The 14,620-nt window shown below is 59.5% G+C and carries 8 protein-coding genes; 6 read left to right on the forward strand and 2 right to left on the reverse strand.

What is annotated here, in order from left to right; translation table 11 throughout:
* The first annotated feature begins 27 nt into the window (after positions 1–27).
* From DCC25_RS00450 to hemL, 3 genes are all read left to right on the forward strand, one after another.
* Positions 28–1,704 carry an FAD-binding dehydrogenase gene (locus DCC25_RS00450; RefSeq protein ID WP_110100229.1) on the forward strand — a complete coding sequence of 559 codons (1,677 nt, stop codon included), beginning with the start codon at positions 28–30 and terminating at the stop codon, positions 1,702–1,704.
* A 115-nt stretch (positions 1,705–1,819) separates the two neighbouring features.
* Positions 1,820–2,806: a porphobilinogen synthase gene (gene hemB, locus DCC25_RS00455; protein ID WP_110098570.1), complete on the forward strand. Its 987-nt coding sequence runs from the start codon at positions 1,820–1,822 to the stop codon at positions 2,804–2,806.
* A gap of 66 nt (positions 2,807–2,872) precedes the next feature.
* The gene (gene hemL, locus DCC25_RS00460; protein ID WP_110100230.1) at positions 2,873–4,198 is read left to right on the forward strand and encodes a glutamate-1-semialdehyde 2,1-aminomutase; all 1,326 of its coding nucleotides are present in this window, start codon (positions 2,873–2,875) and stop codon (positions 4,196–4,198) included.
* On the opposite strand, the gene DCC25_RS00465 is transcribed toward hemL, so the two are convergent.
* Complete coding sequence (locus DCC25_RS00465; RefSeq protein ID WP_110100398.1) at positions 4,188–4,868, reverse strand: exonuclease domain-containing protein; 681 nt, start codon at positions 4,866–4,868, stop codon at positions 4,188–4,190. The two genes, hemL and DCC25_RS00465, sit on opposite strands and share 11 nt — an antisense overlap.
* Before the next feature lie 182 nt (positions 4,869–5,050).
* Here DCC25_RS00465 and DCC25_RS00470 point away from each other — a divergent pair, with 182 nt between their 5' ends.
* Together DCC25_RS00470 and DCC25_RS00475 are read left to right on the forward strand one after the other, a co-directional pair.
* On the forward strand, positions 5,051–8,431 hold the full coding sequence (locus tag DCC25_RS00470; protein WP_158524692.1) for an ATP-dependent DNA helicase: 3,381 nt from the start codon (positions 5,051–5,053) through the stop codon (positions 8,429–8,431).
* A complete protein-coding gene (locus tag DCC25_RS00475; protein ID WP_110100232.1) occupies positions 8,419–12,003 on the forward strand; it encodes an ATP-dependent DNA helicase in 3,585 nt (1,194 codons plus the stop codon). The genes DCC25_RS00470 and DCC25_RS00475 overlap by 13 nt, the downstream gene beginning before the upstream one ends.
* Positions 12,004–12,053: 50 nt before the next feature.
* Here the strand turns inward: DCC25_RS00475 and DCC25_RS00480 are convergent, their stop codons facing one another.
* The gene (locus tag DCC25_RS00480; RefSeq protein WP_146206391.1) at positions 12,054–13,424 is read right to left on the reverse strand and encodes a phosphotransferase; all 1,371 of its coding nucleotides are present in this window, start codon (positions 13,422–13,424) and stop codon (positions 12,054–12,056) included.
* A 157-nt stretch (positions 13,425–13,581) separates the two neighbouring features.
* On the opposite strand from DCC25_RS00480, the gene nudC reads away from it, so the two are divergent.
* A complete protein-coding gene (gene nudC, locus DCC25_RS00485; protein ID WP_110098575.1) occupies positions 13,582–14,592 on the forward strand; it encodes an NAD(+) diphosphatase in 1,011 nt (336 codons plus the stop codon).
* Positions 14,593–14,620: the final 28 nt, after the last annotated feature.

Genomic DNA, 14,620 nt, shown 5'->3' on the forward strand with positions numbered 1-14,620 from the left:
CTTTCCAGCTACCCTAAAATGTGATCTATGGCATACTTTGCGGATGGATTCGAAGCCCTCGTCGTCGGTCACGGTCTGGCCGGTCTGGTAGCCGCCTGCGAGCTGGCCGAGGCTGGACACCGCGTGGCGGTGATCGACCAAGAGAACGCAGGCAATATTGGAGGCCAGGCGTACTGGAGCTTTGGTGGATTATTCATGGTCGACAGCGCCGAACAGCGTCGCATGCGGATCAAAGACTCCCTTGAGCTCGCCCTGCTCGATTGGCGCGCCAGTGCCGGCTGGGACCGGCTGGAAGGGCACCATCCCGAAGATCAATGGGCCCAAGCCTGGGGTGAGGCTTTCGTGCACTTCGCCGCCGAGGAACTGCGCGAGTGGATCACCGGCCACGGCGTGAGCTTCTTTCCAGTGGTGGGCTGGGCTGAACGTGGTGGCAGTACCGCCACCGGCCATGGGAATTCTGTTCCCCGATTCCACATCCCCTGGGGCACCGGAACCGGACTCGTCGCGCCCTTCGCCCGCAAGCTGCAACGCTACGTCGACCGTGGCCTGGTGCGGTATTACCATCGCCACCGGGTTGACGAGCTGATCGTCGAGAACTCTCGGGTTGTCGGTGTCCGCGGCGCTGTCTTAGCTACTGACGATGCTGAACGCGGTGTGGCAACCAATCGTGCGGTGATCGATGATTTTGAGTTCCGAGCTACAGCGACCCTGCTCGCCACCGGCGGGATCGGCGCCAACCCCGAGTTGGTGCGCTCTTTCTGGCCCGAACGGTTGGGCACCCCACCGCAGCGGATGATCAGCGGGGTCCCGGCGCACGTGGATGGGCGCATGCTGGCTATTGCCGGTGATGCTGGAGCCCGACTAGTCAACCAAGACCGCATGTGGCACTACGTGGAAGGCATAAAAAACTGGAACCCGATCTGGGAGCGCCACGGTATCCGAATTCTGCCCGGCCCCTCGTCGCTGTGGCTGGATGCGACCGGACACCGGCTCAGCCCGCCGGCTCTGCCCGGTTTTGACACGCTGGCCACCCTAGCTGAGCTACGGGCCACCGGATACGACCACTCCTGGTTTGTTCTGAACCAGAAGATTATTGAAAAAGAATTCGCGCTCTCCGGCAGTGAACAAAACCCCGACCTGACCGGCAAGGATCTGAAGCTGTTACTGAAACGGCTGGGCCCCGGTGCCCCAGGGCCGGTGGAAGCGTTCAAAAACCACGGCGAAGACTTCGTGGTGGCCGACACGTTGGATGAGTTGCTGACCCTGATGCAAGAACTCGAACCAGAGGTGCCGCTGGATACCGAACAGGTCCAGGCCGAAGTCCGCGCCCGCGATCTGCAACTGGACAACCCGTTCTCCAAAGACGCGCAAATCACCTTTATCCGCTCCCACCGGGCTTCGTGGGGAGATAAGCTCATCCGAGTCGCTCCCCCCGGCAAACTTACCGACCCGGCCAACGGGCCACTGATTGCTGTGAGACTGAACATCCTGACCCGCAAAACCCTGGGCGGGATCCAAACCGACTTAAACTCCCAAGCCCTGGATGCCACCGCAACCCCGATCCCCGGGCTCTATGCTGCCGGCGAAGCCGCCGGATTCGGCGGAGGTGGATCCCACGGCTATCGGGCGCTAGAAGGCACCTTTGTCGGCGGGTGTTTATTCACCGGACGCACCGCCGGCCGGGCCATGGCCGCTGAACTATAACGACGAGATGACGACTAGAGTGGACCGTAGGAACGCGGTGACCAGCTGTCATCAGCCTGTCACCAGCGCCGAACCCACACTGCCGACCCCCCATAGCAGGGGAGAAGGAAGGACCATGTCTTTTCCGCTCCAACGTCCCCGGCGCCTGCGTCAAAATTCTGCCGTGCGTCGGATGGTCGCACAGACTCGGCTTCATCCCTCCCAACTCATTCTTCCCGTCTTCATCAAAGAGGGCCTGACCGAGCCGAACCCGCTGGTCTCGATGCCCGGCGTCGTCCAGCACACCGAAGACTCTCTCAAACAGGTTGCCACCCAGGCCGCCACAGCCGGACTGGGTGGCATCATGATCTTCGGGATCCCGCAAAAACTCGACGCCACCGGATCCGAAGCACTCAACCCCGACGGCATCCTCAACCGTGGCATCCGCGCGGTTGTCTCGGCAGTCGGTGACGATCTGGTGGTGATGTCCGATCTCTGCCTGGACGAATTCACCGAGCACGGCCACTGCGGCGTCCTCGACGAGACCGGACGGGTCGATAATGACGCCACCCTGGAGCTCTACGGCAAAATGGCCCAAACCCATGCCGAAGCCGGGGTGCACATGGTCGGCCCGTCTGGCATGATGGATGGCCAAGTCCGGGTCATCCGTGAATCCCTCGACGAGGTCTCCGCCCAACACGTCGGGATCCTGGCCTACTCGGCCAAATACGCCTCCGCTTTCTACGGACCCTTCCGCGAAGCGGTAGACTCCAGCCTGACAGGCGACCGTAAAACCTACCAGATGGACCCGGCGAACCGGCGCGAAGCTCTGCTGGAGACCGAGCTCGACCTAGCAGAAGGCGCTGATATGGTGATGGTCAAACCTGCGATGAGCTATCTGGATATCCTGCGCGAGGTGGCCGACTTCTCGGACGTACCGGTTGCGGCCTACCAGATCTCCGGAGAGTACGCGATGATCGAAGCAGCTGCCGCTAACGGGTGGATCAACCGCGACGCCGCCGTGGCCGAGTCGGTGCTGTCCATCCGTCGGGCTGGAGCTGACCAGGTGCTGACCTACTACGCCCTAGAACTCGCCGATTGGATCCACCGTGGCCTGATCTAAGGCCCAGTGAGTTCCAACCAGACCCGCCCGACCCCGTCCAGCTCAGAACAGGACTGTGAGAATCCCATGACCGACCAGCCTACGTCTTTCACCAGCAACCAGCAGGCCTTCCGCGCTGCCGAAGCCGCCATGCCCGGCGGGGTGAATTCTCCGGTGCGCGCGTTCGGATCCGTCGGACTGACCCCGCCGAGCATCGTCAGTGCTCGGGGTGCCTACCTCACCGACGTCGAAGGTAACGAGTACGTTGATCTGGTTGGCTCATGGGGGCCCATGCTCCTGGGGCACCAACATCCGGCGGTGGTGGAGGCCGTGCATGCAGCGGTCGACCGTGGCCTGTCCTTCGGTGCGTCCACCCCGGACGAGACACACTTAGCCGAACTGGTGAAATCCATTCTGCCGATCGATCGCATCCGGTTTGTCTCGACCGGGACCGAGGCGACCATGACCGCGCTACGCATCGCGCGCGGTGCCACCGGACGGGATCTGATCGTGAAATTCGCCGGGGGATACCATGGCCACTCCGATGGGCTACTGGCCTCGGCGGGATCGGGTGTGGCGACCCAGTCACTTCCGGGCTCGGCCGGTGTGACTGCTGCGGTGGCCGCCCAAACGCTGGTGGTGCCCTTCAATGACCGGCAAGCCCTGGAAGAAGTCTTCGCTGACTACCCCGAGCAGATTGCTGCGGTGATCACCGAAGCCGTGCCGGCCAATATGGGCATTGTGGCGCCTGAGCCAGGGTTCATGGGCTTCTTACGTGAAATCACCCAGCGCCACGGGGCCAAACTCATTTGGGATGAAGTCCTCACCGGATTCCGCGCTACCCCTACCGGAGGCTGGGGGTTAACCGGTCAACCCGAGGGCTGGACTCCGGATTTGTGGACCTTTGGCAAAGTGATCGGCGGGGGTATGCCGGTGGCAGCGGTGGCCGGCAACGCCGAGATCATGAGCCTGTTGTCCCCGTTGGGGCCGGTCTATCAAGCAGGAACCCTGTCGGGAAACCCCGTGGCTATGGCTGCCGGTATCGCGACTCTCAGCAATGCTGATGAGCAGGTCTACCAGCAGGTGACTCATGCCTCCCGGCAGATTCAGCAACTGGTCTCTGAGGCCTTGGATGCTGAAGGCGTGGACCATTCCCTGCAAGTGGCGGGAACGATTTTCTCCGTGGCCTTTGGCACCAGCGACCACGGGGTGCGCAACTACCACGACGCGCAGAACCAGGAGGTCTTCCGATTCGCGCCGTTCTTCCGCTCGTTACTCGAACAAGGTATCTACATCGCGCCCAGCGTGTTTGAGGATTGGTTTGTCTCCGCGGCTCATGACCAGCAGGCCATCGACAGGATTGCCGAGGCGCTCCCGGCAGCAGCCAAGGCTGCCGCGGCCGCTACCGAGTAGAACCGTCGAGGTCTTCGACTGGCCAATGGCGCGACACTGTCGCCTCAGGATCCTTACTCCGGCGCAGGTAGGCTTCAAAACTTTCTGCCTGGGCGGATTTCCACCGTTTCTGCAATTCGAAGAGCTCGGACAAAGGTACGGATAGCTTAGGGTACTTCTCGGCGATGGCGTAGGCGATCTCCACACCAGCCAATGCATCGGCGGCTGAGGCGTGCGCATTATCGAGCCGGACCTGGTAGATCTCAGCGACTTTGCCCAACGTGCGTCCACCCTTGCGGTAGGTGTCGACCTGTTTATCCAAGACGTAGGGATCAACGACCCCGGAGATCGTCAAGGTCTCTAGCCCGTGGCGGGCAATTTCTGCGGTTAATACCGTGAAATCATAAACCCCGTTATAGGCCACCACGGGGAAACCTGCTGCCATGAAGTCAGCCAGCGTGCCGGCGATCTGGTCAATTCCCTCCCGCGCAGCGGTCCCGTGCATGTGGGCATATTCAGTGGATATCCCATGCACTGCGGTTGCCTCAGCAGGAATCTCCACACCGGGATTGAGTAACCACTCAGCATTGGCCCGTTGGACCCGCTGCGGATCCACGACGACTAATGAGGCCGTGACAATCCGGGCTTGGCGCGGGTCCCGACCGGTCGTTTCCAGATCAAACCCCACCATCGCACCGCAGTGCCACGGCTGATCGGGACGTGGGGCAATCGATTGTAGAGCTTCGTTCACCTGTCTTACGCTACGTGGTCGACGCCTCCGGGGGAACCCACCGCCTTGCGGTGGTGGAAACAACACCGCGACAATTCTGCCAAGGCTTAACTTGTCCTTGGTGGTGCGGTTAGATGGACACTATGTCTGAGCCACAGCCTGGGTTTGAACTCCTCCAGCCTCTCCAGCCCGTCGCTTCCGCTGTTGAACTTGATGCTGACCAACGCCGTGTTGTCACGCTGCCAGCCGGTCACGGGCCCGTCCTGGTGATCGGCGCGCCCGGGTCCGGGAGGACAACCACCGCGATTGAATACGCGGTCCAGCGAATGATCACCGACTGTCAGCCAGACGAGGTAGTCATGCTGGCGGGTTCGCGCCAAGCAGCCAGCCAGGTTCGAAACGCTTTGACCGCGCGGTTGCAGGCCGAAGGGTTGGGTACACGGGCAGAGACACCGGTGCGCAGCGTGGCATCATTTGCCTTTGATGTGATTCGGCGGATGCGTGCCGAAGGCTATCTGGAACATGTGGAGGAACCACCTCGGCTGTTAGCTGGTGCTGAACAGGACCGAAAGATCGCGGAGATTCTGGAGACCTACCGGGAAGAAAACACCGGGCCACAATGGCCCGAGTCATTGCAACAGGCCGTGGGGCTGGCTGGATTTCGGCGTGAGGTTCGCGAACTGATCGATCGTTGCAGCGAATACGGTATTGAACCGGGCCAACTCCAACGGTGGGGAGAAGAGTATCATTACCCCGAATGGGTAGCTGTTGCTGAGCTGTTGCAGGACTATCGCGATGACCTTGATCTGCGTTCAGCATCGGCCTTCGACCCAGCGGGACTGATTACCCGGGCGGCCGATTATCTCGCTGACCCAGCCCACCGCTCTTTTCTCGACGCAGAGCGTCAACGGCGTCCGGTGGTGATCATCGACGACATCCAGGACGCCAACCCAGCGGTCTACCGCCTTCTAGAGATCTGGGCAAGTGACCTGGATGTGGTGATGACGGCCAGCCCGACCACGACGGTGCAGGGCTTCCGCGGAGCGACACCGCAGTTGCTCTCCGAGCTACCGCAACGGATGATCAGGGGCGATCTCTCCGGCGAGCAACGTCGCCAGCGGATCATCGAACTGACACATCAGCACCGCATGGCGGCACCGGTTTTCCAAGCCTGGCGTCGGGCCGCTCAACGTATTCCCGTCACCATGGGGTTGCCCTCAACGGTGCCTGCCACTCCCACCTCGGAAGAGGCCGAGACCACAACAAACCACAACGATGAGCGTGCCGAAGTACGCTGGGTGGCCAGTGCTGGCCAAGAAAAACTGTTGGTGCACCAACAACTGTTGCAACTGCATTTAGAACATAAGATTCCTTATTCGAACATGGCCGTCATTGCCCGCACCGCGAGCCGGGTCGATGCCATCGCCCGTTCGTTGAGCTTAGAGGGGATCCCAGTGCACCGACGCATGGCCGACGTCATGCTCAACCAGCAGGCAGCGGTCTCACCGCTGCTCACCCTGGTGGCCGTTGCCAGCAGTCCGGCACCACCGCGGGGGACCGGTCTTGCACCGGAGCGGTTGAGCTGGTTACTCACCGGTCGCTACGGCGGTGCCACCGCGGTACACGTGCGCCAGTTACGACGCCGTTTACTGCAAACCGAGCAAGCCCAGGGCGGAAGCCGAGGCTCACATGAGCTACTGGATATACTGGTCGACTCTCCGGAGCTGGTATACCAGATGTTGAGTCTGGACCCTGAGCGTGCCCTTCCGGATTATGCTCGTTCCGTGGTGCGCATTGGCACGATGCTCAACGCTATGCGTGGTGCCGTGGAGTCAGACTCACCTGAACCGAGTCAGGTTTTGTGGGCCGGATGGCAGGCAGCTCGCGTCGCGACATCGTGGGAAACTACCGCGTTGGAAGGTGAGGCGCAACAGGCGGCTCAGGCCCACCGCGACCTTGACGCCGTGATCGCCGTTTTTGACGCCGCCGAACGATACGAAGATCAATTCCCCGGCGAAACGTCCGCCGGATTCGTCGAATACTTGGAAAACCAAGACCTCCCCATGGACTCGCTATCGGAGACTCACCACCTTGATGAGGCGGTCTCGGTGCTGACCCCGTCGTCTGCGGTCATCGGTGAGTGGGACGCAGTCCTCATTGTGGGAGTCCAAGAAGGCATCTGGCCCAACACCCGAGTGCGTGGACAATTGTTGAAAACCGGGGACCTCGTCGACCTCGTGCGTGGTCGAACGACCCATGACAGACTGGTAGACCGGATCGCGGAAGTTCGAACCGACGAAATGCGCACCTTCGCCGCGGCCATCTCCCGGGCACGCAAGATCGTGATCGGTTCAGCGGTCGCTACCGAAGAATCTCAACCTAGTGCTTTCCTTGATCGAATCCAGCCCTGGCACGTCACTGAGGACCAGCCAGTACGGCCGATAACCTCGGTGCCCACACCGTTGACGCGGAGGATGCTGGTCGCCACCCTGCGTCGAGAACTGGAGAACTCAGCCCGTCAGAAACCAGAACATCGCGATGAAAGCCGGCAACGTGATGCAGCAACTGCGTTGGCCGTGCTAAGCGACCACGGCGTCTCCAGCGCCAACCCCAACTTCTGGTGGGGGCTGGCACCGTTGTCCAGTACCCACCCGGCAGCCGTTGCCGAAGATCTCGAATCTGGTCGGCCCATGATCTCCTTGTCGCCTTCAAGCCTCGGTACCGCTCTGGAGAACCCAGCCGAGTGGTACTTCGATAAGATCGGAGCCTCAACCTCCTCGTCAGAGCCTTTGAAGCGCGGCACCTTCGTGCACGCATTGGCTGAAAAATACCACCAGGGACGAGCCGAAGACCTGCAAGCCGGACTGGAAGAATTGTTCCCGGTTTTACTCCGCGCCCTGGAGCTTGACCCCGAAAGCTGGCAGGCCGAGGGAGAACGCCAGCGGATCAAAGATATGCTGAGCTTTTTCAGCGAGTATGTCATCGCCATGCGTCACGACGGCCGGAGTCTGGTTGCTACCGAATTGGGCGTCAACGCCACCTTCACGGTTGAGGATCTCGACGTGAAAGTTAACGGAAAAATTGACAGGCTGGAAAAAGACCCACAGGGACGTCCAACCGTGGTAGACCTCAAGACCGGCAAGTCGATGCCTCGAAGCGAAGAGGTTGACCGCCTGCCACAATTGGCCACCTATCAGGCCCTGATCATCTCCGGCGTCTTGAAGGCAACGAAGCTCGAGTCGGCCGAGTTTTCTCAGCCCACCACCCCAGGTGGAGCCATGCTAGTCCAGCTGGGCACCACCAACCAGAACCTAAAAGTCCAACACCAACAGCCGGTTGTTCCCGAGGATCCCAAGCACCCGGAAGAAAACTGGGCTAGCCAACAGATCCGGGACGCGGCGCGACGCGTCTCTGGAGCGAGCTATCTGACCTGGTGGGACCCTGGGGAGTTCCAGAAATCGTCCTACCAGATCCTCTCACCCATCACACGGCAAGGAAGGCAGATCACAGAGTGGAACCTTTAGCAGCTCAACCGCAACGAAACACCTGGGGAGACGTTCGGTTTAGCGCTGAAGAACTGGCCGATATCCTTCAGTCCGCGAAGCCACCCCAACAGCGGATGTATCCCACGAAACAACAGCGCGCCGTCATCGAATACGGTCCAGACCCCCTCCTGGTGGTCGCTGGTGCTGGCTCGGGCAAAACGCGCACCATGACAGACCGAGTCATCTGGCTGACTGCCAACGGTTTTGTGCGTCCCGAAGAAATTCTTGGCGTCACTTTTACTCGCAAAGCCGCTGGTGAATTAGCAGCACGCGTGAACGCCGCCATTGAAAACCTCGCGAGCCACGAGTCACTAGGCTTGACTCTCGACCGCCACGACCCGGGACAAGCCAGCGTTTCCACCTACCACTCCTATGCGAATGCGCTGGTAGCAGACTACGGGCTACGCATTGGTGTCGAACCCGATTCAGAAATGATCGGAGAGGCCCGATCATTCCAGATCATCGCCGAGATCGTGGCAAACTGGGAAGCTGATGTGTCCGAACTGGACTTTACCGAGAGTTCGTTGATCTCGGCGGTCAAAAAACTCGCCGCGGAAGCCAACGAACATCTTGTGAAACCACACGAGATCAAAGAGCACGTGATCGAAATTTTGGAGTCCGGCCAGCGTCTAGACACCGGGGCAAAACGGCCCAAATACGCCACGGAGATCTTTAACAGCCTCCGCGTGAAAATGACCATGGCCGATATCGTTGCACGTTACGCCCAGGTGAAAAAGGACCATAACCTCATGGATTATGGGGACCTGGTTTATTATGCCCAACTGATCGCCTCCACGATTCCCGAAGCTGCCGCCAGCGAACGCGAGAAGTATAAGGTCGTCCTCCTCGACGAATTCCAAGACACCTCGCACGCCCAAATGATGCTGTTCTCTTCGCTGTTCGGCCCCCAATCCTCCCAGGGAGCAGGTCACTGTGTCACAGCTGTGGGGGACCCCAACCAGTCGATCTATGGATTCCGAGGTGCCTCCGCCGGTCAGCTGGGTCTTTTTCCCGAATATTTCCCAGCCGTTAGGCGTGCCGATGACGACCGTGTTGACACACGGGCTCCAGCCGATATCTTGCCCCTGAGCGTGGCATGGCGAAATAGAGAGCGCATTTTGCGCGGTGCCAATGCCATTATCGGGCAACTGGATGGAGAACCGACCACCGGCAGGCCCGTCCCGGTCCAAGAACTCTCGGCAGGAGTGACCGGTGAACCCGGACGCGTGGTTATCAATTGGTTCAAAGACTCCGAAGACGAAGCACGCACGCTGGCCGACACCGTCGCAGACTGCCTGGGGATTACCGATCCCGGCTCGAACCAGCCACATCACACCGAGAAGTCGGCTGCCATTCTTTGTCGTCGCAAGGCAGACTTCCTGCCTCTGGTTGAAGCACTCGAAGCGCGAGGAGTCCCCTATGAAATCCTGGGGATGACGGGGCTTGTCGAGGTTCCCGCCGTCGTCGAGGTGCTGTCGTTAGCTCGTGTGGTTGCCGCTCCGCAGGAAAACGAAGCTCTAGTACGTATCTTGAGTAATGCGCGCTGGAGAATCGGAACAGCCGACTTGTGGGCACTTAACCGTTATGCCCGAGGACTCGTGCGTCATGGACGTGACGCTCAACCTCCGTCGGAACTCCGGTCTGATGACCCAGAACAGATCTGGAATGCTGAGAAGCTCGCCGAGGCACTCGTCTCCGAAGATGCTGAAGAAGTGTCACTGATCGAAGCACTTTATAAGTTACCGCCGATTGAGGAGGCAGCCCATCACGGATTCACCGAGGAAGGGCTCCAACGACTGCACCGTGTTGCGGACCTATTAGTCTCGCTCCAAGAGTTGCGTTCACTGGATCTTCCGGAATTCTTCCGGATGATTGCCCGCCGTAGTGGGATTGAGGCAGAAGTTCTGGCACATCCAGGAACCGAACTCTCCGAGGCACTGCAACACCTGGAAGCCCTTTACGATGTCGTCGACGAGTTCTCACAAGGGTTGAACGACTCCCTGACGTCTGATTTGTCGGGCTTTCTGGCATGGATAGAAACCGCTGAGGCAGAAGAAAAAGGGCTGGCACTATCCGCCGTTCAACCACGCCCCGGAGCCGTCCAGTTGCTCACCGTCCATTCTTCCAAAGGATTGGAGTGGGACGCCGTGTTCGTTCCCGGACTGAGCGCAGGAAAATTCCCGTCGGAGAAACCCGAGAGATGGACTTCCACCTCCAGCGGGGCATTACCCTGGGGGCTTCGCCACGATATTCCAGACGAGTATCAGTGGCCTTTCGACCAGGCCGAAACCCTAAAAGAGTGGAGTGCAGGAGCAGGCAACACCACGTTCTCCACGAAAGATCAGGATCGGGTGACCTATCATCGGTTGTCTGAGAACGTGAAGATCCGCAATGGATTCGAAGAAAAGCGACTAGCTTATGTTGCCTTCACCCGCCCCAAGCACTTGTTGTGGCTCTCAGGAAGCCACTGGGTGGGAACAAAGAAGAAAGCCGTTGAACAGTCCGAGTTCTTGACCATTTTTCAGGGACTAGACGGGGTCGAAACTGGACACTGGGTTGATTCAACAGACCCCGAAGTCGTCGGAGATAAGAACCCGCGGGCTGAGAAGATCCTGGTCTCCACCTGGCCTGTCGATCCTCTCGATGGCGCATCGATTTACCAAATCAATGCAACGGACTTCTATGACGGCGTTTACTGGATCGATGACCGGGCCGGAAAACCTCTGGTTCGCCACTACCCACGTCGCCAAGCGGTGACACAAGCGGCACAATGGGTGACCGATGCGCGTGAAACATCTGTCACGGATATTGAAGACCACGAGCTGGCTCAACGCGTGCAGTGGGCCCAACCCGACGAAGATATGACGCAGAGCAGTGAGGTTCACTTGCCAAGTCACCTCTCGGCCTCAGCATTTATAAGTTTGGTAGACGACCCGCACACCGTAGCGAAGTCACTGAAACGTCCGATGCCACGTCGACCGATCAAAGCAGCCCGAACAGGTACGCTCGTCCACCAATGGATTGAGGAACATTTCGCCAGTCAGCGTTCTGGCATCACGGGCATGCTCGACTTCGAGGACCCGGTCGAGGATGCCGACCAGGTCTGGGACGAACAAACCGGTGTGACGACCCTGCGAGAGAACTTCCTGAACACCAGATGGGCGCAACGCTCACCAGCGTTCATCGAAGCCGGGGTGGAAACGACAGTCGGGTCGGTGACCATTCGTGGCCGTATTGACGCTGTTTTTCGGAACGGGGGAGACCACCCGGATCAGGAATTCGACCCCACCGCGCAGTGGGAGCTCGTTGACTGGAAAACGGGTATGGTGCCGTCGACCCCAGACGACTTGGAACATAAAGGACTTCAGCTGGCGCTGTACCGTTTGGCCTGGTCACGGCTACATGATATTCCCCTGGCGAATATCTCGGGACGTTTTGTGTACCTTGCACATGGCGAAGAACGAACTCCGGTCAACCTTGCTGACGCCGAGCAACTGGAAGCGTTGCTGGCTCAAGCGCTGGAAGCCACCGAACCCCACGGAGCAGATTGAGTGGCTATCGTCGCGGTGATAGGGAACACTGCCAATGCGACGGAGGAGGACTAGTTGCGAGATGATGAATCCTCGGCCTGCGACGCGGAGTCTGACTCGCGGTCCTCTGTCATCTGACGAATGGCGTCTAACGACACCGGTTCGGTGACAACGCCGGCATCGTCATCGACCTGATCACCGTCGTCTGCGTTGTCTGCTTCCGGTGGCGAGGCCTCAGATGCTTTGGGATCATCTCGGACTGGATTCTCGTCTTCGGTCGCGTCATCGTCGTCAGCATCGACATCGGCGTCGGTCACCACGGCACCATCCTCAGCGTTGAGGTTAGCGTTGATGGTGCTGATAGGGGCAGTGACCTCTTCTGGCTCGTTGACCTGCTGGACCTGTTCAGCAGAGGTGCCGTCGTCCGCTTTGGCCATGGAATGTGCCGGATTAGTTTCATCGGGCGCCGCGACCGAGGAGTGATGAGGCTTTGACAGCTCCGAGCCCACGTCCTGGCCACCGGTTTCTGCAACGTCGGCGGCCAAATCGTCCAGCATCGACACCGCATCATCGATCATACGCTGATCATGACTGTTGATGCCACGCATCAGCCATTGGGCCAGAGCAAATTCAGCGCTCAATGATGCCCGTCGCATCAGGTGGAAATCCCGCTCATCGGCGGCAGCGCCCAGATATCGGTAATAGGCATCGATGATCTGTTCACCGAAGACTGGATCCTCGACTGAAGCTAACCAGGAAAAATCGACCGCAGGATCCCCAATATGAAGGTCAGTCCAGCCGATCAAACCCACTGCTCGACCACGGTCGAACAACAAGTGTTCTTCGTGCAGATCTCCGTGAACAACCGTGGGAGTGAACCCCCACATTTGGGTTTCTTCCAGAGCATTTTCCCACCGTCGCAAGAGTATCGAGGGGATTTTTCCGGTCAGCGCGACTTGGTCCAATTCGTTGAGACGACGGGTTCTATGTTCCTCAGCGGTATACACCGGCAGATCGGCAATTTCCACAACCGAACGTGGTAATTCGTGGATTGCTGCGGTGATCCGTCCGAGGTCATCCCGAACGATATCGGGCAGGCAGACAATGGTGTCGAGGTCCAGTTCCTCGCCGGGGATCTGGTGATAGACAAAAGTTCGACGACGATCCAGTTGCACAGCTCCGGCAACAGAAGGCACGCGGAAAGGTAACTTCGCCCGAATCGTGGGAGTAAAACCAGACAGCACCTCCAATTCGGTTTCCAACCTCATGCCGGCTTGGTCAGTGCGCGGCGAGCGGACCCGCCAGATGGTGTTATCTCGGTCGGTCACCAGGGCATTGTCGAACTCTGGGGATTGTTCGCCGGTGGAAGCTACACCCACAATATCTAGTCCCGGCATAGCTGCGGAGGCGAGGGCGGCGAGTTCCATGGGTGTGCGTTTCACAGCATCCAGCCTACTGAATATCCACCTTTACCGGCCCGCTTGTGATTTGGCGAGTCCACAATTTGGCTGGAATACTCAGCCAGCGTTCAGCGACGCACCGTTATGCCCTGAGGAATGACTCCCCAGAAGCGAGCGCGTTTCCAGTACCGTAGAAACCATGAGCAATCAGCAGACTTTCCCTCCTCTTGGTGCTTTGCCACTAGCTCGTGAAGACCTGGACCGAGGGTGCCTGCAACGGGAGGACCCTGCCTGGTTGCCAACCCTCTGGTCAGCTCCTGAAACCAAAGTCCTCAGACTTCACGCCCGTCAGGTTCCGGTCTATCGGGGCGCACTCGTGTTCGACCACCCCCAAGGCCCGCTTCCAGAAGAAGCGGTCTATCTGGGACGCGGTGAACGAGTAGTAGACCTGTCCCCCGAGGACCTAGACGGGATCAGCCCCAACGACATTGTCCTGGTGCCTTCCGGGTCAAAAGATACTGCACCACAGTTACTCAACCCGCACCGCTGGGATGGGGCGGAGGTTAATCCGGCGCGAGTGCAATGGCTCTCGGTTCGAGAAGTCGCAGCGGGGCTTTCTGGCAAAGAAGCCGGCCTTTTCGTGGAGGCGGTGGCGATTGCCAACTGGCACTCCCGGACCCGGTTCTGCTCGCATTGTGGACACCGGCTGGTCACTGAGCAATCCGGCTGGGTTAAAACCTGCCCCGCTGAAGGAATTGAGCACTTCCCCCGCACCGATCCGGCCATCATCGTGGCCATCACCGATGACGATGACAGAATACTGCTGGGAAATAATACGGCATGGGCCCCGAACCGGTACTCCACACTGGCGGGGTTCGTTGAGCCCGGAGAATCCCTCGAGGCAGCGGTGATCCGAGAAGTCTACGAAGAAGCCGGGGCGCACGTGGCTGACCCACAGTATCTCGGTTCGCAACCGTGGCCGTTCCCGCAATCGTTAATGCTAGGTTTTCGGGCGCGTGCCACCAACGTGGAGACAATTCGAGCGGATAACAAGGAGATGCGGTCGGTGACGTGGTTTACCAAAGCCGAGATGTGGTCTCAGGCTGAGCGTGGCGAGATCTACCTACCCGGGTCCGCATCGATCGCACGAATGCTGATCGAGCACTGGTATGGCGGGCCTCTTCCGGACCCACACGTACTGCAAAACTGAGCGCCTTAGCGTGCTACGTTTCTGAGGT

Source organism: Auritidibacter sp. NML120636 (assembly GCF_003185945.1).
Taxonomy (GTDB): Bacteria; Actinomycetota; Actinomycetes; order Actinomycetales; family Micrococcaceae; genus Auritidibacter; species Auritidibacter ignavus.

Bases quoted from the DNA above. Each gene is read 5' to 3' on its own strand.
- hemL (WP_110100230.1), top strand. From the start codon at position 2,873: ATGACCGACCAGCCTACGTCTTTCACCAGCAACCAGCAGGCCTTCCGC.
- nudC (WP_110098575.1), top strand. From the start codon at position 13,582: ATGAGCAATCAGCAGACTTTCCCTCCTCTTGGTGCTTTGCCACTAGCT.
- DCC25_RS00465 (WP_110100398.1), bottom strand. From the start codon at position 4,868: ATGGTGGGGTTTGATCTGGAAACGACCGGTCGGGACCCGCGCCAAGCC.
- hemB (WP_110098570.1), top strand. From the start codon at position 1,820: ATGTCTTTTCCGCTCCAACGTCCCCGGCGCCTGCGTCAAAATTCTGCC.
- DCC25_RS00450 (WP_110100229.1), top strand. From the start codon at position 28: ATGGCATACTTTGCGGATGGATTCGAAGCCCTCGTCGTCGGTCACGGT.
- DCC25_RS00470 (WP_158524692.1), top strand. From the start codon at position 5,051: ATGTCTGAGCCACAGCCTGGGTTTGAACTCCTCCAGCCTCTCCAGCCC.